Consider the following 24759-nt stretch of genomic DNA (forward strand, 5'->3'; position numbering starts at 1 on the left):
CCTGCTTGTAAGAAGCGCCGCAGCGCGGCACTCTCTGAGTCATTCACTCGTTTCTAGGCCGCCCGGATTACCGCTGGAGAACTGCTGATGACCGATATTGATGCACGCTTGCGCGAAGATGTTCACCTGCTCGGAGAGCTGTTGGGCAACACCATTCGAGACCAGTACGGCGAGGCGTTCCTCGACAAGATCGAAGAGATCCGCAAGGGCGCCAAGGCTGACCGTCGCGGCTCGATGGACGCCGAACTGAGCGCCAGCCTCAATCAGTTGAGCGAAGACCAACTGCTCCCGGTGGCGCGTGCCTTCAACCAGTTCCTCAATCTGGCGAACATCGCCGAGCAGTATCAGTTGATCCACCGGCGCGAAGAAACGCAGGCCGCACCATTTGAATCCCGCGTGTTGCCTGAATTGCTCGCGCGCTTGCGCAGCGAAGGCCACAGCGCCGAATCCCTGGCGCGACAACTGGCGCGCCTGGACATTGAACTGGTGCTGACCGCGCACCCCACCGAAGTGGCGCGGCGCACGCTGATCCAGAAGTACGACGCCATCGCCGCGCAACTGGCTGCGCAGGATCACCGCGACCTGACCAGCGCCGAGCGTGAGCAGATCCAGAGTACGCTTCAACGGCTGATCGCCGAAGCCTGGCACACCGAAGAAATCCGCCGCACCCGGCCGACGCCGGTTGACGAGGCCAAGTGGGGTTTTGCGGTGATTGAGCATTCGCTGTGGCAAGCGATTCCCCACCACATGCGCAAGGCCGACCAGGCGCTGTTCGCTGCGACCGGCCTGCGCCTGCCGCTGGAAGCCGCGCCGATTCGTTTCGCCTCGTGGATGGGCGGCGACCGCGACGGCAATCCCAACGTTACGGCGGCAGTGACCCGCGAAGTGTTGTTGCTGGCACGCTGGATGGCGGCTGACTTGTACCTGCGCGATGTCGACCACCTCGCGGCCGACCTGTCGATGCAGCAGGCCAGTGACGCGCTGCGGGCCAGGGCCGGCGACAGTGCCGAACCGTATCGCGCAGTGCTCAAGCAATTGCGTGAGCGCCTGCGTGCGACGCGCAATTGGGCCCATGCCGCGTTGACCGCGCCGACGCCGGCGCCGGCCGATGTCTTGCACAACAATCGTGATCTGCTCGAACCGCTGGAGTTGTGTTTCAACTCCCTGCACGAATGCGGCATGGGCGTGATCGCTGACGGCCCGTTGCTCGACTGCCTGCGCCGGGCGGTGACGTTTGGCCTGTTTCTGGTGCGTCTGGACGTGCGCCAGGACTCGTCGCGACACAGTTCGGCGATGACCGAAATCACCGATTATCTGGGCCTTGGTCGTTATGAGGACTGGAACGAAGACCAGCGCATCGACTTCCTCACCGGCGAATTGAACAACCGTCGGCCATTGCTGCCGGCGCATTTCAAACCCTCGGCCGATACCGCTGAGGTGCTCAACACCTGCAAGGAAATTGCCGCGGCACCGGCGGCTTCGCTGGGTTCTTACGTGATCTCCATGGCCGGCGCGGCTTCCGATGTGCTCGCGGTGCAATTGCTGCTCAAGGAATCTGGCGTGCTGCGGCCGATGCGCGTGGTGCCGCTGTTCGAAACCCTCGCTGACCTCGATAACGCCGGGCCGGTGATGGAACGCCTGCTGCACCTGCCGGGCTACCGCGCACGGCTGCAGGGCCCGCAGGAAGTCATGATTGGCTATTCCGACTCGGCCAAGGACGCCGGCACCACCGCTGCGGCGTGGGCGCAATACCGTGCCCAGGAACGGCTGGTGGAGATTTGCCGCGAACAGCAAGTCGAGCTGCTGTTGTTCCATGGTCGTGGCGGCACCGTGGGCCGTGGTGGTGGCCCGGCCCACGCGGCGATTCTGTCGCAGCCGCCGGGTTCGGTGGCAGGACGTTTCCGCACCACCGAACAGGGCGAAATGATTCGTTTCAAATTCGGCCTGCCGGACATCGCCGAGCAAAACCTCAACCTGTATCTGGCGGCGGTGCTCGAAGCAACGTTGCTGCCACCCCCACCGCCGACGCCCGAGTGGCGGCACCTGATGGATGAATTGGCGGCGGACGGTGTCAGCGCTTACCGCCAGGTGGTGCGGGAAAATCCGCAATTCGTCGAGTACTTTCGCCAGTCCACGCCGGAGCAGGAGCTGGGCCGTTTGCCCCTTGGCAGTCGTCCGGCCAAACGCCGTGCCGGCGGCATCGAAAGCCTGCGGGCGATCCCGTGGATCTTCGGCTGGACCCAAACGCGCCTGATGTTGCCGGCCTGGCTTGGCTGGGAGACTGCCCTGAGCAAGGCCCTGGCGCGCGGCGAAGGCGAGCTGCTCGGACAAATGCGCGAGCAATGGCCGTTTTTCCGAACGCGCATCGACATGCTGGAAATGGTCCTGGCCAAGGCGGACGCGGACATTGCGCGCTCGTATGACGAGCGTCTGGTCGAGCCGGATCTGCTGCCGTTGGGCGCGCAGTTACGCGACCTATTGTCGCAGGCGTGCTCGGTGGTGCTCGGCCTGACCGGGCAGTCGCAGCTGCTCGCACACAGCCCCGAGACCCTCGAATTCATCCGCTTGCGCAACACCTATCTCGACCCGCTGCATCTATTGCAGGCGGAACTGCTGGCCCGTTCGCGGCAGCAGGATGTCGAGCAGGGCAGCCCGGTGGAACAGGCGCTGCTGGTGTCTGTGGCGGGGATCGCCGCCGGATTGCGCAACACCGGCTGAGGTTTTTGAGCAGACCTGCGACGCTCGAGGCCCACCTCGGGCGTCGCTTTGTGCAGCGCGTGAAAGTATCGCCAGGCGACAGTTAATGCTCGGGTTGCGACTTGGCTCACCGTGGCGCAACGTCGCGGCGCGCGTCGGTTTCTCCGACTTTTGGCGTCTTGTGTGGGCGCAGCCTGCTGTGTATCTTGATCAGCCTTTGGCCGTTTGTGCGGTCACGACCCGTATTTTTAAGATTGGCCCCAAGAGGCGAATCCCGTTGTTTTCTATATAAAAAATTGAGGAGCACATCGATGCGCGTCATTCTGCTGGGAGCTCCCGGGGCCGGTAAAGGTACTCAGGCAAAGTTCATCACCGAGAAATTCGGCATTCCGCAAATCTCCACCGGCGACATGCTCCGTGCTGCGGTCAAGGCCGGCACTCCACTGGGCGTGCAAGCCAAGAGCATCATGGATGCCGGCGGCCTGGTGTCGGATGACCTGATCATCGCGCTGGTCAAGGACCGCATCGCTCAACCTGACTGCGCCAACGGTTTCCTGTTCGACGGCTTCCCGCGCACCATTCCGCAGGCTGAAGCGCTGGTCACTGCCGGCGTCGAGCTGGACGCCGTCGTTGAAATCGCTGTTGAAGACGAAGAGATCGTTCAGCGCATTGCCGGTCGTCGTGTTCACGAAGCCAGCGGCCGCGTCTACCACATCGTCTATAACCCGCCGAAGCTGGCTGGCAAAGACGACATCACTGGCGAAGAGCTGGTCCAGCGCAAGGACGACACCGAAGAAACCGTGCGTCATCGCCTGTCGGTCTACCATTCGCAGACCAAACCGCTGGTGGAGTTCTATCAGAACCTCTCCGCGCAGAATGGCGGCAAGCCGAAGTACAGCCACATTCCGGGTGTGGGTTCGGTCGAAGCGATCACCGCCAAGGTACTTGAAGCGCTGAGCTGAAAAGTCTGCAGGGCGGCATCATCCACGGCCCGCTTGCGGGCCGTAGTTGTTTATACTGACGCACTTTTTCCCACCCCTGTTTTGGAAACATCGATGAGCACCTTGCTGGCCCTGGACACCGCGACTGAAGCTTGCTCCGTTGCCTTGCTGCACGACGGCAAGGTCACGAGCCATTACGAGGTGATCCCGCGCCTGCACGCGCAGAAGCTGCTGCCGATGATCCAGCAACTGCTGGCCGACGCCGGCACCACGTTGCAGGCAGTCGATGCGATTGCCTTCGGTCGTGGCCCGGGGGCGTTTACCGGTGTGCGCATTGCCATTGGTGTGGTGCAGGGCCTGGCCTTTGCGCTGGACCGTCCGGTGTTGCCAGTGTCCAACCTTGCGGTGCTGGCACAGCGGGCCTTTCGTGAACACGGCGTGAGCCAGGTCGCGGCCGCCATCGATGCACGAATGGATGAAGTCTATTGGGGCTGCTACCGCGAGACGGCGGGGGAGATGCGTCTGGTCGGCGCCGAAGCGGTGCTGCCGCCGGAAGTCGCTGCGCTGCCGGCCGATGCCAGCGGCGAGTGGTACGGTGCCGGAACTGGCTGGGGCTACGGCGAGCGCATTGCAGTCAAGCTGACCGGCTCCGATGCCGGCATGCTGCCCCACGCCGAAGACCTGCTGACCCTCGCGCGCTTCGCCTGGGAACGCGGTGAGTCGATTGTGGCGGACGACGCGCAACCGGTTTACCTGCGCGATAAAGTCGCCACCCCCAAGGCCCGCTGACACAACGCTTTCCCCCCTGTGGGAGCGAGCCTGCTCGCGAATGCGGTGTATCAGCCTCAATCAGCTTTCCTGACACACCGCATTCGCGAGCAGGCTCGCTCCCACAGGTTCGGTGTCCACAGGCAAATATCGCCAATCGTCAGTTTCTGCCCCCTCGCTTAAAACCTTTTGCGCTTTCTGTGTTCTAGTTATCACTCGGCAGTTTGCTAAGTCGGTCAGGTGCCGCTAAATTGCCATCATTGATACCGAGCATGAAATTATGCGTATAGACGGCGTTTCCTCTCAGTCCTACCCCATCAAGCGCAAGCCTCGCAAAGGCAATGCGGCGCTGGATGAGTCCGTCGAGATAATCGACGGCGAGCTGGAATTACCGACCGAAGAGCAGTTGGCTGCCCGTGCCGCCCAATCTGCTGCGCAACGCCTGAGCAATCTGCCTGCCCGTCAGCAAGACATGATCTACCACCGCGCGATGAAGAAAAGCGTAGCCATGGCCCTGGCCAGCTACCTGAGCACTGCCGGTTTTGTCGATTGGGATGCGGACGTGCTGGGCCTCGATCTGTACATCTGATGGATCTGCCTTACTACCTCGGTTGCCCGTCCTGGAGCGAAAACGCCTGGCGCGAGTATCTGTATCCGGTAGACGCCAAAACCTCCGACTTTCTCGCCCTTTATTGCCAGGTATTCAACGCCGTTGAAGGCAACACGACCTTCTACGCCAGCCCGTCGCCCGCCACCGTGCAGCGTTGGGCCGAGATCATGCCGACGCACTTTCGCTTCACCGCCAAATTCCCCGGCGACATCAGCCACAGCGGCGATTTGCGTGAACAATTGACTGCTGCCGAAACCTTCCTGCAATTGCTCAAACCGTTAGGCCAACGCGTATCGCCGTTGTGGCTGCAATTATCCAAGAGTTTTACACCGCAGCGTCTGCCCGAGCTGGCCTCCTTCATCGATGCGCTGGACTGTCCGCTGGCAGTTGAAGTACGCCACGACCAATTCTTCGCCAAAGGCGAGAGTGAGCGTCTGTTCAATCGCCTGCTGCTCGATCGCGGCGTGGAGCGCATCTGCCTCGACCCGCGCGCATTGTTCAGTTGCCTGTCGACCGAGTCTTCGGTGATTCACGCACAGTCGAAAAAGCCCCGCGTGCCGACGCGGCCGGCCGCGTTCACTCAATCTCCGCAGGTGCGTTTCATCGGCCATCCACAGCTGGAAGCAAACGACACGTTTCTCGCGCCGTGGGTGGCAAAGATCGCCGAGTGGATCGAAGAAGGCCGCACGCCCTATATCTTTCTGCACACGGCCGACAACCTGTTGGCAGCGAAGCTGGCACAACGTTTTCATGCGCAACTGATGCAACGTTTGCCTGGCTTGCCCGCGCTGCCTGAGCTATACAGAGAACCCGCCGCCGAGCAGCTTGGCCTGCTCTGAGGCGGTTTTTTCTGCCCGGGAGCCCGTCGATGAATGTTCAAGCCAGTCAAGACCAACTCCGCAAAGCCCAGGCCTTCAAGGCTCTGCATGATCGTCCAGAGATCTTCGTCATCCCCAACCCGTGGGATGCCGGCTCGGCGAAGATGCTCGCCAGCCTCGGCTATCCGGCACTGGCAACCACCAGCGCCGGTTATGCGTTTTCCCAAGGCAAGGCCGATGGTGCCTTGAGTCTCGATGAGACTCTGGCCAACGTCCGTGCCATCGTCGCCGCGACGGATTTGCCGGTGGCGGTGGATCTGGAGAATGGCTTTGCCGACGATCCGGTCGAGTGTGCGCAGAGCTTGGTGCGCGCCGCCGAGGCGGGCGCTGTGGGCGGTTCGATCGAAGATGCCACGGGCCGCCCGGACGCGCCGATCTATTGCTTCGAACACGCTGTGGCGCGGATTGAAGCTGCCGTCGCTGCGGTGCGCACCCTAGCGTTTCCCTTCATGCTCACCGCCCGGGCGGAAAACTACCTGCACGGCAATCCCGACCTCGACGACACCATCCGCCGCTTGCAGGCGTTCGCCGAAGCCGGTGCCGATGTCTTGTACGCGCCGGGTTTGCGCAATGCCGAAGAAGTGCTGTCGGTGGTGCGTGCGGTGGCGCCGAAACCGGTCAACGTGTTGATGTCTGGCGGATTGAAACTGACCGTGCAGCAACTCGCAGACATGGGTGTACGGCGGATCAGCACCGGTTCGGCGCTGGCGCTGGCAGCGTTCGGTGAATTTTTCCGCGCCGCTGAAGAAATCCGCCAGTCCGGCACATTCGGCTTCACCTCGCAATCAATGCCGTACGCCAAGGCCAACCAGTTCTTCAAGGATTGAGCATGGGGCGGTGGCTGTTCTGGCTGGTCGTCGTGGGGATTGGCGGCGCTGCGGTGAGTGTCTGGCGCGGCTGGCTCGACGTGCCGCCCGAATGGAATCCGTGGGCACCACTGGACGTAAAGGCTGCGCCCAACGGGTTGACCGGTTACAAACTCATGCGCTTGCGCGGCGATCCCGAGCTATGCGCGCAGGCATTGAGCAGTTCCGCACTGCGCGTCAGCCGGCAAGCCGACAGCCCCGGCGCCAAGTGCCCGCTGATCGGCGCGTTGCGTGTGCAGGGTGGCGAAGTGGCGCTGAGCAGCAGTTTCATCGCCAGCTGCCCGCTGGCCGTGGCCTACGCGATGTTCGAACAGCACACTCTGCAACCTGCTGCACAATCGGTGTACGGCCAGAAGATCACGCGGGTCGATCACCTCGGCAGCTTTGCCTGCCGCAATGTCTACAACCGCGAGAGCGGTGCACTCAGCCGCCATGCCAGCGCCGATGCGCTGGATATCGCCGGTTTTCGCCTGGCTGACGGGCGCGCCGTCAGTGTACTCAAGGACTGGCCGAAGCAAAATCAGGATGCACAGTTTTTGCGCCAGGTGCGTGATGGCGCCTGCGAGGCGTTCAGTGTGGTGTTGAGTCCGGATTACAACGCCGCCCATCGCAATCACTTTCATGTCGATGTCGGGCGCTGGAGTGTGTGTCGCTGAGGATCAGGCGGCGAGGCGCAGGTTCTGCAGAACGATCGGGCGTGCCCAGCCGTTATCGAAGTCCAGCGCCTTCTGTTGCTCGACGATTTCTTCCGGCGGGAACGGCGGATAAGGCTTTTGCAGCAGGTCGAGGTCGAACTCGGCAATCGGCAGGTACAGTGGGCGTTTCTGCGGAGCAGGGCCCGGCTCTGGCAGTGGCTGGCCATTGTTGATGACGATCGGGCGAACCCAGCTGCTGTCGAAATCCTGTTGCTCTTGCTGAGCCTTGAGTTCTTCCGGCGGGAACGGTGGGAACGGCTTGTCCAGCAGTTCCATTTCAAATTCGGCGATCGGCAGGAACAGCGGTTCTGGCGGGCGAACCTGGGTCTCGACCACATCGCACTCGCGCTGGCTGATGATGTGCGCGTGCAGCTCGCTGCCGACGGTCGGTTCTACGGGGCTGTTCAGGTCAACCGGAGGAAACGTGCCGCAGGCCGGCACCACATCACTCGTCTGTTCGGCCAGGGCCTGGGCAAAGAAATCCTGCCACAGGTGACTGACGCCGCTCAGTGCTTGAGTGTTATGACGGCTGAAATCGCCATGGGGCGAAATGTAGCCAATCGATGTGGGAAGAATGCCTGACATTTTTTTCGGTTGACGCTCAGCTCTGGCAAAATGCGCGTTGAATGGTTTATCGGCGGTTTTTGTCGATCCTTAACTTTTTTGAGCGTTTTTTCATGATTGAGTCACCCGCGGCCTGCCGCATCCATGTCCAGGCGCTCGGCCCGGCGTTTCAAGCGCAAGCCGAGCAGTGGGCCGAGCGTCTGGGTCTGCCGCTTGCCGAGGCTGACGGCGAGTTCGCCTTGCAGGTCGGCGAGCAGGGTTTGCAGTTGCAACAGCTCGGCCCGGATGCGCCGGGACCGGTGCGGGTCGACTTTGTCGAAGGCGGCGCGGCGCATCGTCGGTTGTATGGCGGCGGCAGCGGGCAGATGATCGCCAAGGCGGTCGGTATCGCTCAAGGCGTGCGCCCGCGGGTGCTGGATGCCACGGCGGGGCTGGGCAAGGATGCGTTTGTGCTGGCCAGTCTGGGCTGCGAAATGAGCCTGATCGAACGCCAGCCGTTGATCGGTGCGTTGCTTGAGGACGGTCTGGCGCGCGCGGCGGAAGATTTCGAGGTGGCGCCGATCGTCGCGCGAATGAAATTGCTCAAGGGCAACTCCATCGAGGTCATGCAGAACTGGGAGGGAGAGCCGCCGCAGGTGATCTACCTCGATCCGATGTTTCCGCATCGCGAGAAAACCGCGCTGGTGAAGAAGGAGATGCGCCTGTTCCGGCCACTGGTGGGCGACGATCCGGATGCTCCGGCCTTGCTCGAAGCGGCGCTGGCCCTGGCCACGCACCGGGTGGTGGTCAAGCGCCCGCGCAAGGCGCCGTGCATCGAAGGGCCGAAACCGAGCCATGCGCTGGATGGCAAGTCGAGCCGGTATGACATTTATCCGAAGAAGGCACTCAAGCCCTGAGACCGTATCGCCTCATTCGCGAGCAGGCTCGCTCCCACAGTTGAAACGCATTTCAATGTGGGAGCGAGCCTGCTCGCGAATTGGTCTGCACAAACCTTGCAAAACTGTCAGGGTTTGTAGGCCCGCATAAACAACCCCACCACCTCGCGCACATGCCGCTCGGCCGCTTCCCCGGTCAGCGGCTCGCCACAGCCATACAACAAGCGGAAATTGCCCGCGCCCTTGATCAGGCAGAAGAAATGCTCGGCGGCATTGCGTGGCTGATCGATGCTCAATGCGCCGCTGGCGTGGATTTTCGTCAACAACCCTTCCATTCCGCTCACCACCCGCTCGGGGCCCGCTTCGAAGAAGATTTGCGACAGCTTTGGATCCTGGCTGCCAAGGGCCATGATCAGCCGGTGCAGATTCACCGATTCATCGCTATTGATCAGTTGGTGAAAGCCGCGGGCGATATTCAGCAATACGTCTTCAACCGCGATGCCGCCCGGCAATTCAAAGAACAGCGGCGGCAGTTGCTCCTCGCATTTCGCGACCACGGCAGCGGAGAACAGCGTCTCCTTGTCGTTGAAATGGCTGTAAACCGTCAGTTTCGACACGCCAGCCTCGCTGGCCACGGCGTCCATGCTGGTGTTGGCGTAGCCATGACTCAGAAAGAGAGTTTTCGCCGCCTCGAGGATGGCCTGGCGCTTGGCCAGATCCTTGGGACGGCCAGGGCCGTTTGGAGCGGAAAGATTGTTCGACATTTTTCGTTTTTAATACTGGACTGGTGAGTTTGCTATTAATACCATACCCGCCAGTATAAATATTCCAAGCCCCATTCGCGAAAGGTCCGTCACCATGTTCCGCCATGCGTTGTCCTTTGCATTGCCAGCCAGTCTGGCATTCCTGTTATCGGCCTGCGGTCAGGAAGAGGTGACGAAAGTCACCGTGCGACCGGCCATGGTGGTACAGCCCGAGCCTTCGGCGCAGGCGATGGAAAGTTATCCGGGCGAGGTGCGCGCCCGCTATGAGCCTGATCTGGCCTTCCGTATTGGCGGCAAAGTCAGCCGACGACTGGTCGATGAAGGCCAGCGCGTGAAGGCCGACCAACCGCTGGCCGAACTGGATCCGCAGGACGTGCGCCTGCAACTGGAGGCCACCCGCGCGCAGGTCGCCGCCGCCGAAGCCAATCTGAATCTGGTGCGCGCCGAACGGGATCGCTACAAGACTCTGATGGAACGGCAGATGGTCAGCCGCTCGGCCTACGACAACGCCGAAAATCTATATCGCTCCGGCGAAGCCCGCCTTAAACAAATCAAAGCCGAATTCAACGTTTCGACCAATCAGGCCAGTTATGCGGTGCTGCGTGCGCCGCAGGATGGCGTAGTGGCCAAGCGTTCAGTCGAAGTTGGACAGGTAGTCGCTGCCGGGCAAACCGTGTTCACCCTCGCCACCGACGGCGAGCGCGAAGTGTTGATCAGCCTGCCGGAGCAGAGTTTCGGCCGCTTCAAGGTCGGTCAGCCGGTGTCCGTGGAGTTGTGGGCGCAGCAGAATCAGCGTTTTGCCGGGCAGATCCGCGAACTGTCGCCGTCGGCCGACCCGCGTTCCCGCACCTTCGCCGCGCGAATCTCGTTCACCAGCGGCAAAGTCCCGGCTGAGTTGGGCCAGAGCGCCCGCGTTTTCGTGCAATCGGCCGACAGTGTTTCGCTGTCAGTACCGCTTTCCGCGCTGGCCGCTGAAAACGGCGCGACCTATGTCTGGGTGGTCAACGGCAACAACACGTTAAAGAAAACGCCGGTGCGGGTCGGCCCGTTCGGCGAGAAAAGCGTGGCGGTGCTCGAAGGCCTGAATGCCAGCGACTGGGTGGTGGCCGCTGGCGTTCATGTGCTGCTCGATGGTCAGCAGGTGCGGCCGGTGGATCGCTCCAACCGTGTGGTCAATCTGGCGAACAAGGAGTAAGCCCCGATGCGCTTCAACCTCTCCGAATGGGCGTTGCGTAATCGCCAGATCGTACTGTTCCTGATGCTTTTGCTCGCTGTCGTCGGTGCGTTGTCCTACACCAAACTTGGCCAGAGCGAAGACCCGCCGTTCACCTTCAAGGCCATGGTCATCCAGACCCGCTGGCCCGGCGCGACGGCACAGGAAGTCTCGCGCCAGGTCACCGAACGCATCGAAAAGAAGCTGATGGAAACCGGTGAGTACGAACGCATCATGTCGTTTTCCCGCCCCGGTGAATCCCAGGTGACTTTCATTGCCCGTGATTCGATGCATTCCAAGGACATTCCCGACCTCTGGTACCAGTTGCGCAAAAAGGTCGGCGACATCCGCCAGACCTTGCCACCGGGAATTCAGGGACCGTTCTTCAACGATGAGTTCGGTACCACCTTCGGCAATATTTACGCGCTGACCGGTGACGGCTTCGATTACGCCGTGCTCAAGGATTACGCCGACCGCATCCAGATCCAGCTGCAACGGGTCAAGGATGTCGGCAAGGTCGAACTGCTCGGGCTGCAGGACGAGAAAATCTGGGTCGAGCTGTCCAACGTCAAACTCGCCACCCTCGGCTTGCCGCTGGCGGCGGTGCAGCAGGCTCTCGAGGAACAGAACGCGGTGTCCACGGCGGGATTCTTCGAGACCGGCAGCGAGCGCTTGCAGCTACGCGTCTCGGGGAATTTTCAGACGGTCGATGAGATAAAAAACTTTCCGATCCGCGTCGCCGATCGTACGTTCCGCATCTCTGATATCGCTGACGTGCGTCGCGGTTTCAGCGATCCACCGGCGCCGCGCATGCGTTTTATGGGCGACGATGCGATTGGTCTCGCCGTGGCGATGAAGGATGGCGGCGACATTCTGGTGCTTGGCAAAGCGCTGGAGGGTGAGTTCTCGCGGATCCAGAAAAATCTTCCGGCCGGCATGCAATTGCGCAAGGTCTCCGATCAGCCGGCTGCAGTGAAAACCGGGGTCGGTGAGTTCGTCCAGGTGTTGGTCGAGGCGCTGGCGATCGTATTGCTGGTGAGCTTCTTCTCCCTCGGTGTGCGCACCGGCATGGTCGTCGCGTTGACCATTCCGCTGGTACTGGCGATGACCTTTGCCTGCATGTATTACCTGGGGATCGGCTTGCACAAGATCTCCCTCGGTGCGTTGGTGCTGGCGCTGGGCTTGCTGGTGGATGACGCGATCATCGCTGTGGAAATGATGGCGATCAAAATGGAGCAGGGCTTCGACCGCATTCGCGCGGCGAGTTATGCCTGGACCAGCACCGCGTTTCCGATGCTCACCGGGACGCTGATCACCGCCGCCGGCTTCCTGCCGATTGCCACCGCCCAATCGGGCACCGGCGAATACACCCGTTCGATTTTCCAGGTAGTGACCATTGCCTTGCTCGCCTCATGGGTGGCAGCGGTGATGTTCGTGCCGTACCTGGGGGAAAAGCTCCTGCCGGATCTGGCGAAAATTCACGCGGCGAAACACGGCACTGGCAATGGCCAGCCCGATCCGTATGCCACACCGTTCTATCAACGTGTGCGGCGTCTGGTGGAGTGGTGCGTGGCGCACCGCAAAACGGTGATTGTGCTTACCGTTGGCCTGTTTATCGCTTCGGTGATGTTGTTCCGCTTCGTGCCGCAGCAGTTTTTCCCGGCCTCCAACCGGCTGGAGCTGATGGTCGATCTGAAACTCGCCGAAGGTGTTTCGCTGGCCAACACCACCGCTGAGGTCAAACGCCTCGAAGCGCTGCTCAAGGAACACGCCGGCATCGACAATTACGTGGCTTATGTCGGCACCGGTTCGCCGCGTTTCTATCTGCCGCTGGATCAGCAACTGCCGGCGGCAAGTTTCGCCCAGTTTGTGGTGTTGGCAAAAACCATCGAAGAACGTGAAGCGCTGCGCAGTTGGTTGATCGAAACCCTCAATGAACAATTCCCGGCCCTGCGTTCGCGGGTCACGCGCCTGGAAAACGGCCCGCCGGTTGGCTATCCGGTGCAGTTCCGCGTCACCGGCGAACACATCGAGGAGGTCCGCGCGCTGGCCCGCAAGGTGGCAGCGAAGGTTCGCGAGAACCCGCATGTGGTCAACGTGCATCTGGACTGGGAAGAGCCGAGCAAGGTCGTTTATCTGAACATCGACCAGGATCGCGCCCGCGCCCTCGGCGTGAGCACGGCCAATCTGGCTAAATTCCTGCAGAGTTCGCTGGTCGGCTCGACGGTCAGCCAGTACCGCGAAGACAACGAATTGATCGAAATTCTGCTGCGCGGCACCGTGCATGAGCGCACTGAATTGTCGTTGCTGCCGAGCCTCGCGGTGCCGACCGATAACGGCCGCAGTGTCGCGCTGTCGCAGGTTGCCACGCTGGAATACGGTTTCGAGGAGGGCATCATCTGGCACCGCAATCGGCTGCCGAACGTGACAGTGCGGGCGGACATTTATGGCAAGGAACAACCGGCGACTCTGGTGAAGCAGATCATGCCGACGCTGGATTCGATTCGTGCCGAATTGCCCGATGGTTACCTGTTGGATGTGGGCGGCACGGTGGAGGATTCCGAGCGCGGGCAGAAGTCGGTGAACGCCGGGGTGCCGATGTTTATTGTCGTGGTGCTGACTTTGCTGATGGTGCAACTGCGCAGTTTCTCGCGCACGGCGATGGTGTTTCTGACGGCGCCGTTGGGGTTGATCGGGGTGACGCTGTTTCTGATGGTGTTCCGTCAGCCGTTCGGGTTTGTGGCGATGCTGGGGACGATTGCGCTGTCGGGGATGATCATGCGTAATTCGGTGATTCTGGTCGATCAGATCGAGCAGGATATTGCGTCCGGACTTAAGCCCTGGCAGGCGATTATCGAGGCGACGGTGCGGCGGTTCAGGCCGATTGTGTTGACGGCGCTGGCGGCGGTGCTGGCGATGATTCCGTTGTCGCGCAGTGTGTTTTTCGGGCCGATGGCGGTGGCGATCATGGGTGGGTTGATTGTGGCTACGGCGCTGACTTTGTTGTTTTTGCCGGCGTTGTATGCGGCCTGGTTTCGGGTGCGTAAGGAGGCTTGAGTTTCTTTGTCTTGGCGGCCTTCGGGCCGACCATGACTAGGGGGTTTTGGGTGTATATCCGTTGCTGTGGGGGTTGCTGATTACGGTTCCGCCCTTACGGCGGGTCACCTTTTTCAAACGCCAAAAAGGTAACCCAAAACGCTTGCTCCTGCGTTCGGCCCTCGCAGGCTCGGGTTCCTTCGCTGCGGGATCGATCCGGGCGCAGCGTCTCCGGTTTGCTTCGCTGCACCTCCTCTCGCTGTGTTTGGCTGCGCCAAACGGTCGCTGCGCTCCCACGCCCGGATCAATCCCTGCGCTCAGCCAACCGAAGTCGCCCATGGATCAAGATCAAGAGCGGTACTCGAGCTTGCGCTCATTGTTGAGTGGGGCGGCTTCGCCGCGGGCAGCTGCGCTGCTTTGTTTTTCTGTGGGAGCGAGCCTGCTCGTGAAGGCGGCCTGACAGCCGACCTGATTCGTAGGAGTGAGCCTGCTCGCGATGACGCCCTGTCGGCCAACCATGCTCCATCTGATGCACTCGTTCTCCTGTGGGAGCGAGCCTGCTCACGAAGGCGGCCTGACAGCCGACCTGATTCGTAGGAGTGAGCCTGCTCACGATGACGCCCTGTCGGCCAACCATGCTCCATCTGATGTACTCGATCTCCTGTGGGAGTGAGCCTGCTCACGAAGGCGGTCTGACAGCCAATTCATTTCAACTCGCCAACTCACGCTGCCTTCCTACAGCTTTTTCAGAATCCTCCGATCTTGAGGCGCTGCCCGTCCAATGCTGTACTCAGGGTTCTGCTTTCCCGAATCTTTGAGCCTGCCCCGATGAAGAAACCACCGGCATCAACCGGCAGAACCGATCCTTTCTTCGACCTGTTGGCCCGCCCGCCACATAAACTGCGTCTGCCCGATTACTTGGCATTGCTGAAGCCAAACACGAGTTTGCTGCGTTTCGCTACATTGCGATCAGTCTGTTGCTGCGAAATGCGCCGGTGAAATACGGACGCTCCTATCTGCACACCGAGGCGGATGAACTGGATCTGACTTATTTCATCGAGTTTCAGTGCTCAGTTATTTTGCGAGCCGTGGTCGGATTTACCGAGGTTTACCGAAAAAGGCTGAATGACTTGAGGGCGAATCACTTCGCCCCCGTGTGATGACCGTTTAAAGCGTACCAAACACCTTCTTCGCCAAACTCGTCGCCGCAGCGGCCGGGTTCTGACGAATCGTTTCTTCCTGTTTGCCGATCATCTCGAACAGACCATTGAGCGCCTGTTCGGTGACGTAACTCTCAACGTTGGCGCTCTTCGCATCGACCACGCCGAATGCCGCAGCCTGGCCGGCGAACGAGTTGTACTTTTGCGCGACGCCAACCTTGTCGGTAGCTTGTTTGACGATGGGCAGGAATTTGGCGCGGATCTGTTCGCGGCTGGATTTGTTGAGGTATTGGGTCGCCGAGTCGTTGCCGCCGCTGAGGATGCCTTTGGCATCGGCCACGCTCATTTTCTTCACGGCGTCGACGAGGATCGGTTGCGCCTGGGTCACGGCGGATTCGGCGGCTTTGTTCATCGCCGTTTCCAGCTCTTCGACCTGGGCGCCCATGCCGAAGGCTTTCATCTTGCTTGCGGCTTTGCCGAGTTTGCCCGGCAGTTCGATTTTCACTTCAGGGTTGTTGCTGAAGCCGCCCGGGGTGCCGAGTTGTTTGACGGCGATCTGCGCGCCTTGGGTCAGGGCGTCTTTGAGGCCGCCGGTGGCGTCTTGTTGCGACAGGTCGTTGAGCGACAGGGCCAGGGCGTTGGCGGAGATCAGCAGGCCGGCGCAGGCGGCGGCGAAGCGAAGGGTAGGGCGGCGCATGGCGGCTTCCTTGTGGCGAGGTGGATTAACGAACGGCGTCGACGCGGACTTTCAGCGGCTGCGGGTCGTTGCCGTCGAGTTGCACGGCGTGGTTTTCGGTGGTGATGAACATCAGCTCGCCGTTGACTTCAATGCGTGCGCTGACCGAGTAACGGTGGCCGGGTTGGACCTGCGCCGGATCGTAGCTCAAATGGAATGGCAGCGGCACCTGGCCTTTGATCGGGCCTTTCTGTTCGGCGAGGACGACGGCTGGCGCATCGGCCAGTGACACGTCTTGCAGGCTGACGCTCAGGGTGGCGCTCGGCGGCAGGGCAATGCGTTGCAGGTAAAAGACCTCGCCGTCGAGGCTGGCTTTGCCGGCGGGGGTCGTTGATTGGCAGGCGCTGAGCAGCGTGACGGCAGCGAGGGTCAGTAGTTTTTTCATGGATGAATCTCCTTTCAGTGTGGGAGCGGGCTTGCTCGCGAAATCGGTGGTTCAGTCAAAATAAATGTCGACTGACACTCCGTCTTCGCGAGCAGGCTCGCTCCCACAGGGGTAAGGCATCAAGCCTCAAGCTGTGGCGTGATCTGATCCGCGGCATCTTCACTGCGGTGCAGCGCGACCTGGCGGATCGACAGGCGAATTTCTGCCGGCAATACGCGCTTGGCTGCGCCTTCGGCCAGTTCGCCGAGCAGTTCGTGGTAGCTGAGTTTGCCGGCTTCGTCGCGGCGCAGCACGTCGAGGTCGAGCAGGGTCTGGATGAAGTGGCGGAACAGGCTCTTGTCGAAGAACTCCGGCGCATTCAGGCCATGCAGGATCGACAGGCGCTGGGCCATGACTGTGCAGAGGTCTTCCAGCTCTTCGGCGCTGATGCTGTTCTGTCCGCTGTTGAGCAACAACGACACGGTCATGTAGAAGCGCTGCAAGGTCTGGGCGATGCTTTTGGACAGCAGCGTCAGCAGGACGAAATGTCGCGAACTCGGTGCCGGACGCAGGTACAGGTTCTTCTCGAACCGCAGCAGACCCTGCTCGACGAACGCTTCCAGCCACTGATCGATCACCGCATCAAGTTCCTCCAGACTCCAGCGGATGAACAGCTCCGATTGCAGGTACGGATACAGCGCGCGGGTGTAGCGCAGGATCTGCTCGCGGCTCATGCGCGAGGTGCTCTGGAAGAAACTCGCCAGCAGCGACGGCAGCGCAAAAATGTGCAGCACGTTGTTGCGGTAGTAGGTCATCAGGACGGCGTTCTGCTCGTCCAGATAAAGGATCTTGCCCAGCGCGTCGTTCTGTTCGGCGAGCAGGTCCATGTCCTTCACATGTTCGATCAGCGCGCGGCCATCGCCCTCGGGCAATGTGGTGTGCGGCGAATACGGTACCTTGCGCAGCAGCGCCAGATACAGATCCAGCACTCGCGCCATGGCGCGGTCATCCAGTGCCAGGCGAGTGGTCGACAGCAGGGCCAGTGCCACCAGGTTCACCGGGTTGATCGCTGCCGCTTCGTTGAGGTGCCGGGCGACTTTCTCGCCGAGGCGGTTGGTGGTTTCGTTGAGCCACGCCGGTTTGAACTGCGGGCCGAGTTCCTGCTGGCGCCAGTCCGGTTGCTCGGCGTCGAGGAATTCCGCCAGTTTGATCGGCTCGCCGAAATTCACCGCGACCTGGCCGAAGCGCTGCTTGAGTGCGCCGATCACTTTGAAAATGTCGAAGATCGATTCCTTCTTCTTGCTCGCGCCGCGCAGTTCGCCCAGATACGTGCGGCCTTCGAGCACACGCTCGTAACCGATGTACACCGGCACAAACACGATGGGCATGCGCGACGAGCGCAGGAAGCTGCGCAACGTGATGGCAAGCATGCCAGTCTTCGGTTGGAGCATGCGCCCGGTGCGCGAGCGGCCGCCCTCGACGAAATACTCGACCGGGAAGCCCTTGGTGAACAGCGTGTGCAGGTATTCGTTGAACACCGAGGTGTACAGCGGATTGCCCTTGAAGGTGCGGCGCATGAAAAACGCGCCGCCACGGCGCAGCAGGCTGCCGATCACCGGCATATTGAGGTTGATCCCGGCGGCGATGTGCGGCGGGGTCAGGCCGTTGCGAAACAGCAGGTACGAAAGCAACAGATAGTCGATGTGGCTGCGGTGGCACGGCACGTAGATCACTTCGTGACCCTGAGCAACGTTCTGCACGCCTTCGATGTGGTTGACCTTGATGCCGTCGTAGATTTTGTTCCAGAACCAGCTCAGCACCACTTCGAGGAAGCGGATCGCCGTGTAGGTGTAGTCCGAAGCGATCTCGTTGCCGTAGCGCAGGGCCTGGGCCTTGGCTTTTTCCGCGGAGATATTTTCACGCTCGGCTTCGTCGAGAATCGCCTGCTTGACCAACGGCTGATTGAGCAAACCCTTCACCAGGTTACGACGGTGGGAAATGTCCGGGCCGATGACTGCTGCTTTCAGATTGCGGAAGTGTACGCGCAGGATGCGTTGGGCCATGCGCACGGTGCGCTCGTGGCCCTTGTTGTGATCGATCAGTTCGCGCAGGTGGATCGGCGCAGAAAACTGCACGCGGGTCTTGCGACCGAGGACGATGATGCTCAGCAGCCGACGCAGGCGTCCGGTGACTGCCCAGCTATCGGCAAATAAAAGTTTCCACGGGCTGTTTTCGCTGTCCGGCGACTGGCCCCAGAACACGCTGACCGGAATGATCTGCGCGTCTTCGGCAGCGTTCTGGGTCAATGCGCTGACCAGTCGGGTCAAGGTTGGCGGTGCACCGCGCTTGTCCTGGCGGCCGAGCCAGTCCGGGTCCGGCGTCAGATAGAAAAACGCTGCCGGCTCGATCAGCGAACCCACCGACACCGCCAGCACCGGACGCGGCAGTCCGGCCTTGGTGCACTCGGTGTCGACCACGGCCAGATCGGTCAGCGAAGGGTTTTGCAGGACGTAGAACACCGGACGACTGCGGTCGAGGTTGAGGGTGAACGACGACTGGTTGATGGTCTCGGAGCGAACCCAGAGATACAACAAGCGGCGCAGGGTGCCAAACACAAGACGGCGGAACGGGGAACGGGTCATACGGCTTCTGCGTGAGTGAATAAAACCGAGCAGGCGCTCGGGCGGTCGATAGTGTGCCGGATTCACGGAAAATCGGCAAAAAAGCGCCGAAGTAATCTCCTGTTGAGAGTTTCCGCACCTGTCATATACTCGGCGGTCTGTTGCCGGTGCCCTCTTGTGGACTTCGGACGCAGGCTGACGTTCCTCGAAGGCTTTCCTGCGAAAGGCCCGTTCAATAATAAAAAAGGAGTATGAACAGATGGCAACACGCGAAACCGGCAATGTGAAGTGGTTCAACGACGCCAAGGGCTACGGCTTTATCCAGCGCGAAGACGGAGCGGACGTGTTCGTGCACTATCGCGCGATTCGCGGCGAAGGGCACCGCTCGCTGACCGAAGGCCAACAGGTCGAGTACGCCGTGATTACTGGCGAGAAGGGGTTGCAGGCTGAGGATGTTGTAGGTCTGTAACACAACTCTTCAGGACACCAAAAACCATTGTAGGAGTGAGCCTGCTCGCGATTGCGGTGTATCAGTCACATTGATTTCGACTGGTATACCGCAATCGCGAGCAGGCTCACTCCTACATGGGATCTGTGTTTAAGCGGTTTTCCAGGTGATCTCTTCTTCTCCATCGGCGCTGATGCGAATCCAGCGATCGGCGGTTTCTTCACCTTCTTCCTCAACCCACGTACCCGGTGCGCAGCGCACTTCGACGTTCAGCGCGGCAAAGGCTGCGCGGGCGCAGGCGATGTCGTCGTCCCATGGGGTCTGGTCGCTTTCCAGGTACAGGCTGTTCCACTTGCCCACCGCTTTGGGCAGCCAGGTCACCGGCACGTTGCCGGCCTTGCATTTATACGTCTGGCCTTTCTGCACCCAGTCGCTGCACGGGCCGAGTGCTTTGCCGAGCCAGGCGGCGATGGCCTTGTGGTCGACGTCGGCGTCTTTCAGGTAAATCTCGATGTCCGGTTGGCGCATGGATGTCCTCACTGCGGGTCTGAAAAATCCATTCGCGGATTTAGCCGGCCCCGGGCCTGTGCCCGAGACCAAAGGTTATTGAAGAACGAAATAATCGTAGCGCATCGACACGGTGGTCACGAACGGCTCGGCCTGTTCGATCACCGCTGCGCGGCGTTCGGCACTGGCGCGCCAGCCGTGGGGCGTCATCGCCAACAGGTTGGCGCGATCCTCAGGCTTGTCCAGCGTCAGCTTGAACTCCAGGGTTTCACTGTGCGCCAACGCCATGCCCTCAGGCACCAGGGCCAGGTGCTTGTCATCGGTGTATTCGCGCACTTCGTCGTACAGGCGTTCGCGCAGTTCCATCAGATGGCCGCGGGTCGGGCCGACTTTCATCAGGCCGCCGCCGACGCTGAGCAAGCGCTTGGCCTCTTCCCAGTCCAGCGGACTGAAAACACTCGCCAGAAACTGGCAACTGCCCGAGGCCAACGGCACACGCGCCATGCTGGCAATCAACCAGGTGATCGCCGGATTGCGTTTGCAGGCGCGTTTGACGGCTTCGCGCGAGATATCCAGCGCATAGCCATCGGCGTTGGGCAGGGCCTCGGCGATTTGCGCGGTGTAGTAACCCTCGCCACAACCGATGTCGACCCAGCGCTGCGGCGCATAACCGGCCGCCAGTTCAGCCAGACGCCTGGCGACCGGCGCGTAATGCCCGGCGTTGAGGAAATCACGCCGCGCCTCGACCATTGCCTGATTGTCGCCGGGGTCGCGGCTGTTCTTGTGCTGCACTGGCAGCAGGTTCAGATAACCCTGGCGCGCGCGGTCGAAACGATGCCCGGCGGGGCAGACCACGCCGTTGTCCACCGTGTTGAGCGGTTCACTACAGATCGGGCACGCAAGCATCAGGCAAGCAACTTGATCAGGGTCTGGTAGTAGATCTCGGTCAGTACGTCGAGATCCGCCGCCAGTACGCGTTCGTTGACCTGGTGAATGGTCGCGTTGACCGGCCCCAGCTCAACCACTTGCGTGCCCATGGTCGCGATGAAGCGGCCATCGGATGTACCGCCGCTGGTCGACGCCTTGGTTTCGCGACCGGTGATGTCCTTGATGCTCGTTGACACGGCATCCAGCAACGCTCCCGGCTCGGTGAGGAACGGCAGACCAGACAGCGCCCAGTCGATGTGCCAGTCCAGACCGTGTTTGTCGAGAATGTCGGCAACGCGTTTCTGTAGGCCTTCGACAGTGGATTCGGTGGAAAAACGGAAGTTGAACACCGCCACCAGATCGCCGGGAATCACGTTGGTCGCGCCGGTGCCGGAATTGAGGTTGGAAATCTGGAAACTGGTCGGGGGGAAGAAATCGTTGCCGTGGTCCCAATGCTCGGCGGCCAGTTCCGCCAGTGCCGGAGCGGCGAGGTGGATCGGGTTCTTCGCCAGATGCGGGTAGGCCACGTGACCTTGCACGCCCTTGACCGTGAGCTTGGCGCCGAGGGAGCCGCGACGGCCGTTTTTCACCACATCGCCGACCAGCGTGGTGCTCGATGGCTCGCCAACGATGCACCAGTCCAGACGCTCATTGCGCGCGACCAGACGTTCGACCACAGCCTTGGTGCCGTGATGCGCCGGGCCTTCTTCGTCGCTGGTGATCAGGAAGGCGACTTTGCCCTTGTGGTTCGGGTAATCCGCGACGAAGCGTTCGGCGGCGACGGTCATCGACGCCAGGCTGCCTTTCATGTCCGCTGCGCCACGACCGCAGAGCATGCCGTGCTCGTCGATCACGGCGTTGAACGGATCGATCTGCCACGCGGTGACCGGGCCGGTCGGCACTACATCAGTGTGGCCGGCGAAGCACAGCACCGGGCCGTCATCCTGGCCATGAGTGGCCCAAAAGTTATCCACATCTTCGATGCGCATCGGCTCCAGGGTGAAACCGGCATCGCCCAGGCGCTGCATCATCTGCTTCTGGCAGTCAGCATCGACCGGGGTCACGGAAGGACGGCGGATCAGGTCGATGGCCAGTTGAAGGGTCGGCGATAGGTCGGCGTGGGCCGTCATGGAAAACTCCGGATCATGGGGTATGGGCTTGGCTTCTAATGTGGGAGCGAGCCTGCTCGCGAAAGCGGTGTATCAGACAACCTGAAGGTTGAATGTTACCAAGCCTTCGCGAGCAGGCTCGCTCCCACAGGGGCAGTTCCGTCAGTCAGACCGGATGCCGCGCCAAGCCCCGCAAAATGGCGGTTATCTTAAAGCAAAACGGCGACCATTGGCCGCCGTTTAGTGCATCGGTACGGATTTAGACGACCGGCGCCGGTTCCGCCACTGCCGCAGGTTTTGGCAGCGACGACAGAAACGCCATGATCAGCGCCGCCACATACGGCAGCGACTGCACCAGCAACATGGCGACCCAGAAGCGCATGTCGTTGCTCGGCATGCCGTTGACCAGATAGATCCCCAGCGCCGCGCCCCACAACAGCAGCATGATGAACAGCTCTTCCCGGGCTTCGGAAATCGCCACCCAGAAGCCATGGTTGTCGGCGTTTTTCGGCGTGCGGAAGAACGGAATGCTGCTGGTGAAGAAACCGTACAGCACCGCTTTGGCGATGGTGTGCGACAACGCCAGCCCAGCCAGTGCCGCGCAGAACGCATCCTTCAGGTTCACACCGACGGCGCGGCGATAAAGAAAGATGATCTTGCCGACCTTGAACACGAACAGCGCCAGCGGCGGGATCGCGAAAATCAGCAACGGCGGATCGACCCGTTGCGGCACGATGATCATCGCCGCCGACCACAGCAGCGCGCCGACGGTGAAAAAGATGTTCATGCCATCGGCGACCCACGGCAGCCAGCCGGCGAGGAAGTGATAGCGCTGGCCACGGGTCAGCTCGGTGTCTTTGCCGCGCAGGAGGCTGCCGGTGTGACGCTTGATGATCTGGATTGCGCCGTACGCCCAACGGAAGCGCTGTTTCTTGAAGTCGATGAAGGTGTCCGGCATCAGGCCCTTGCCGTAGCTGTCGTGGTAATACGCCGCCGACAGGCCTTTTTCGAACACACGCAGACCCAGTTCGGCGTCTTCACAAATGCACCAGTCGGCCCAGCCCAGTTCTTCCAGTACCGAGCGCCGGGTCATGGTCATGGTGCCGTGCTGGATGATCGCGTCCCGGTCGTTGCGGGTGACCATGCCGATGTGGAAGAAGCCTTTGTACTCGGCGTAGCAGAGCTTCTTGAAGGTGCTTTCGTTCTGGTCGCGATAATCCTGCGGCGACTGCACCACGGCGATTTTCGGATCGGCGAAGTGCGGCACCATGTGCTTGAGCCAGTTCGGGTGCACGCAATAATCGGAGTCGATCACCGCAATGACTTCGGCATCCTTGGCGGTATGCGGGATCAGGTAATTCAGCGCGCCGCCCTTGAAACCGGCCAGTGGCGATACGTGGAAGAACTTGAAGCGCGGGCCGAGGGTGGCGCAGTAATCGCGCACCGGTTCCCAGACGGCCGGGTCCTTGGTGTTGTTGTCGATGATCAGGACTTCGAAGTCCGGGTAATCGAGATTGGCCAAGGCGTCGAGGGTCTGTTTGACCATCTCCGGCGGCTCGTTGTAGCAGGGCACGTGGATCGAGACTTTTGGCCGGTAATCGGAATCACCCAGCACTGGCAGAAATTCGCGCCGGCGTTTATGAATCCACACCGCTTCGGCCAGCTCGTGGGCTTCGGTCAGCAAAACGATGAACACACCCAGCGCGCCGAGCGCGAGCAGGAAGCCGACCGTCAGGCTGAACCACGTGCTGTATTGCTGGCTGTAGTCGTAGCCGATCCACACCAACACCGAACCACACAGAAACGCGATAAAGGTCAGGAACGTACGACCACGCTGGCGCAGGGCCGAACCGTCGATCATCAACAGGGTCAGCGACAGCAGCGCGAGCACCACGGAACCGATGGCCAGCACGCGCCATTGCGGAATCGCGACGACCGGGCCTTCGAAATTGAATTTCTGCTGACGCGCGGCGTTGAACACGCCCCAATAAGCGCCAACCGAGCCTTCGTCACTGGCCTTCCACGGCTGGTCGAAGGCTTCGATCACGAAATAGTTGAAGCCCTGGCGGTTGAGCTTGTTGACCAGCGTGCGCAGGTAGATCGCCTGATCGGCTGGCGACGCATCGGCGCCACCGCGCATACGCCCGTTGCTCGGCCAGCCGACTTCAGACAACAGCAACGGTTTTTTGGGGAAGAGCTTTTTCAGATCGCGAGCGCGATCCAGAACGAACTGGCCGGCCTTGTCCACCGGAATAAATTCCCAGTAGGGCAGAACGTGGGCGGCGATCAGGTCGACGTGTCTGGCCAGTTGCGGGTATTTCTCCCAGATGTGCCACTGCTCGGACGTGGTCACCGGAACCTTGACGGCGGCACGCACGCGATCCAGCAGGACGATCAAGGCTTCAGGGGTAATCTCTTCGCGGAACAATGCCTCGTTACCGACCACCACCCGCACCACGCTGCGCGAGGTGTTGGCCAGTTCGATGGCTTTGCTGATTTCCCGCTCGTTGCGCTCCTGGTCGGGGCTGATCCAGATTCCGAGGGTGACGCGCAGGCCGAACTCTTCAGCCAGTTTCGGGATGTTCTGCAGCGAACCGTCGACCGAATAGATGCGGATGTTGTCGGTCAGCTTGCTCATGATCTCCAGATCACGGCGCATTTCGTCATCAGACGGGTATTGATCCTTTTGCGGGTATTGTCCCTGCTGGAACGGCGAATAGGAGAAGCCGGAGATCTGCTGTGGCCAGTTCGGCGCCGAGACCGGGCGGTTGACCAACGCCCAGAAACCGGTGAACAGGGCAGCGATGGCCAGCACCACTACCAGGTTGAGTCCAAATTTACGCGATGACATAGCTGTTTCGGGTTCCAAAGGCTGTGGAACGGAGGATCGGTCGGCTAGACGCCAGAGGGCGCGCATCCTACACCGGCAGTTCACCCGTCGTACATCAGGCGGCGAAATACCTGACTTTGGGCAGCCGAC

20 protein-coding genes and 1 pseudogene are annotated in these 24759 nt (G+C 61.1%); 12 read left to right on the top strand and 9 right to left on the bottom strand.

Annotated features, from left to right (window positions below; translation table 11 throughout):
• Positions 1 to 87: 87 nt before the first annotated feature.
• The 7 genes from ppc to HU755_RS18395 all read left to right on the top strand — a co-directional run bounded on the left by ppc (position 88) and on the right by HU755_RS18395 (position 7416).
• Entirely contained in the window at positions 88 to 2718 is a 2631-nt protein-coding gene (gene ppc / locus HU755_RS18365; protein ID WP_186635189.1) for a phosphoenolpyruvate carboxylase, read from the top strand.
• Positions 2719 to 3008: 290 nt separating this feature from the next.
• Entirely contained in the window at positions 3009 to 3659 is a 651-nt protein-coding gene (gene adk, locus HU755_RS18370) for an adenylate kinase (RefSeq protein WP_186551081.1), read from the top strand.
• Positions 3660 to 3752: 93 nt separating this feature from the next.
• Complete coding sequence (gene tsaB / locus HU755_RS18375) at positions 3753 to 4427, top strand: tRNA (adenosine(37)-N6)-threonylcarbamoyltransferase complex dimerization subunit type 1 TsaB (RefSeq protein WP_186635192.1); 675 nt, start codon at positions 3753 to 3755, stop codon at positions 4425 to 4427.
• 259 nt (positions 4428 to 4686) lie between these two features.
• Positions 4687 to 4995, top strand: coding sequence for a hypothetical protein (locus HU755_RS18380; protein WP_186551079.1), 309 nt, complete (start codon positions 4687 to 4689; stop codon positions 4993 to 4995).
• Entirely contained in the window at positions 4995 to 5855 is an 861-nt protein-coding gene (locus tag HU755_RS18385; protein ID WP_186635196.1) for a DUF72 domain-containing protein, read from the top strand. The genes HU755_RS18380 and HU755_RS18385 overlap by 1 nt, the downstream gene beginning before the upstream one ends.
• A 29-nt stretch (positions 5856 to 5884) precedes the next feature.
• Positions 5885 to 6721, top strand: coding sequence for an oxaloacetate decarboxylase (locus tag HU755_RS18390; protein WP_186635199.1), 837 nt, complete (start codon positions 5885 to 5887; stop codon positions 6719 to 6721).
• A gap of 2 nt (positions 6722 to 6723) precedes the next feature.
• Positions 6724 to 7416, top strand: a complete 693-nt coding sequence (locus HU755_RS18395) for an extensin family protein (RefSeq protein WP_186635202.1) — start codon at positions 6724 to 6726, stop codon at positions 7414 to 7416.
• 3 nt (positions 7417 to 7419) lie between these two features.
• Here HU755_RS18395 and HU755_RS18400 read toward each other — a convergent pair whose 3' ends face one another.
• On the bottom strand, positions 7420 to 8040 hold the full coding sequence (locus HU755_RS18400) for an energy transducer TonB (protein ID WP_186635205.1): 621 nt from the start codon (positions 8038 to 8040) through the stop codon (positions 7420 to 7422).
• A gap of 95 nt (positions 8041 to 8135) precedes the next feature.
• On the opposite strand from HU755_RS18400, the gene HU755_RS18405 reads away from it, so the two are divergent.
• Positions 8136 to 8915 carry a class I SAM-dependent methyltransferase gene (locus tag HU755_RS18405; RefSeq protein ID WP_186635409.1) on the top strand — a complete coding sequence of 260 codons (780 nt, stop codon included), beginning with the start codon at positions 8136 to 8138 and terminating at the stop codon, positions 8913 to 8915.
• 107 nt (positions 8916 to 9022) lie between these two features.
• Here HU755_RS18405 and HU755_RS18410 read toward each other — a convergent pair whose 3' ends face one another.
• Complete coding sequence (locus HU755_RS18410) at positions 9023 to 9658, bottom strand: TetR/AcrR family transcriptional regulator (RefSeq protein ID WP_186635208.1); 636 nt, start codon at positions 9656 to 9658, stop codon at positions 9023 to 9025.
• 94 nt (positions 9659 to 9752) lie between these two features.
• Here HU755_RS18410 and HU755_RS18415 point away from each other — a divergent pair, with 94 nt between their 5' ends.
• The 3 genes and pseudogenes from HU755_RS18415 to HU755_RS27535 all read left to right on the top strand — a co-directional run.
• On the top strand, positions 9753 to 10853 hold the full coding sequence (locus tag HU755_RS18415) for an efflux RND transporter periplasmic adaptor subunit (RefSeq protein WP_186635212.1): 1101 nt from the start codon (positions 9753 to 9755) through the stop codon (positions 10851 to 10853).
• A gap of 6 nt (positions 10854 to 10859) precedes the next feature.
• Positions 10860 to 13928 carry an efflux RND transporter permease subunit gene (locus tag HU755_RS18420; RefSeq protein WP_186635215.1) on the top strand — a complete coding sequence of 1023 codons (3069 nt, stop codon included), beginning with the start codon at positions 10860 to 10862 and terminating at the stop codon, positions 13926 to 13928.
• Between the two features lie 914 nt (positions 13929 to 14842).
• Positions 14843 to 15067: pseudogene (locus tag HU755_RS27535) on the top strand (Fic family protein); the annotation flags it as partial.
• 7 nt (positions 15068 to 15074) lie between these two features.
• Here the strand turns inward: HU755_RS27535 and HU755_RS18425 are convergent.
• From HU755_RS18425 to plsB, 3 genes are all read right to left on the bottom strand, one after another.
• Entirely contained in the window at positions 15075 to 15764 is a 690-nt protein-coding gene (locus HU755_RS18425; RefSeq protein ID WP_110645885.1) for a DUF4197 domain-containing protein, read from the bottom strand.
• 25 nt (positions 15765 to 15789) lie between these two features.
• A complete protein-coding gene (locus HU755_RS18430) occupies positions 15790 to 16188 on the bottom strand; it encodes a YbaY family lipoprotein (RefSeq protein ID WP_186635218.1) in 399 nt (132 codons plus the stop codon).
• Positions 16189 to 16307: 119 nt separating this feature from the next.
• A complete protein-coding gene (plsB, locus tag HU755_RS18435) occupies positions 16308 to 18809 on the bottom strand; it encodes a glycerol-3-phosphate 1-O-acyltransferase PlsB (protein WP_186635221.1) in 2502 nt (833 codons plus the stop codon).
• A gap of 238 nt (positions 18810 to 19047) precedes the next feature.
• On the opposite strand from plsB, the gene HU755_RS18440 reads away from it, so the two are divergent.
• Entirely contained in the window at positions 19048 to 19257 is a 210-nt protein-coding gene (locus HU755_RS18440; RefSeq protein WP_186551068.1) for a cold-shock protein, read from the top strand.
• A 129-nt stretch (positions 19258 to 19386) separates the two neighbouring features.
• Here HU755_RS18440 and HU755_RS18445 read toward each other — a convergent pair whose 3' ends face one another.
• The 4 genes from HU755_RS18445 to HU755_RS18460 form a co-directional block, all read right to left on the bottom strand.
• Positions 19387 to 19764: a hypothetical protein gene (locus HU755_RS18445; protein WP_186620967.1), complete on the bottom strand. Its 378-nt coding sequence runs from the start codon at positions 19762 to 19764 to the stop codon at positions 19387 to 19389.
• Between the two features lie 75 nt (positions 19765 to 19839).
• The gene (locus tag HU755_RS18450) at positions 19840 to 20649 is read right to left on the bottom strand and encodes a putative RNA methyltransferase (RefSeq protein WP_186635224.1); all 810 of its coding nucleotides are present in this window, start codon (positions 20647 to 20649) and stop codon (positions 19840 to 19842) included.
• Positions 20649 to 21800, bottom strand: a complete 1152-nt coding sequence (gene dapE, locus HU755_RS18455) for a succinyl-diaminopimelate desuccinylase (protein WP_186635227.1) — start codon at positions 21798 to 21800, stop codon at positions 20649 to 20651. The genes HU755_RS18450 and dapE overlap by 1 nt, the downstream gene beginning before the upstream one ends.
• A 238-nt stretch (positions 21801 to 22038) precedes the next feature.
• On the bottom strand, positions 22039 to 24630 hold the full coding sequence (locus HU755_RS18460; RefSeq protein ID WP_186635230.1) for a glycosyltransferase: 2592 nt from the start codon (positions 24628 to 24630) through the stop codon (positions 22039 to 22041).
• Positions 24631 to 24759: the final 129 nt, after the last annotated feature.

The sequence above is a fragment of the Pseudomonas sp. SWRI111 genome (genome assembly GCF_014268555.1).
Lineage (GTDB): Bacteria > Pseudomonadota > Gammaproteobacteria > Pseudomonadales > Pseudomonadaceae > Aquipseudomonas > Aquipseudomonas hamedanensis.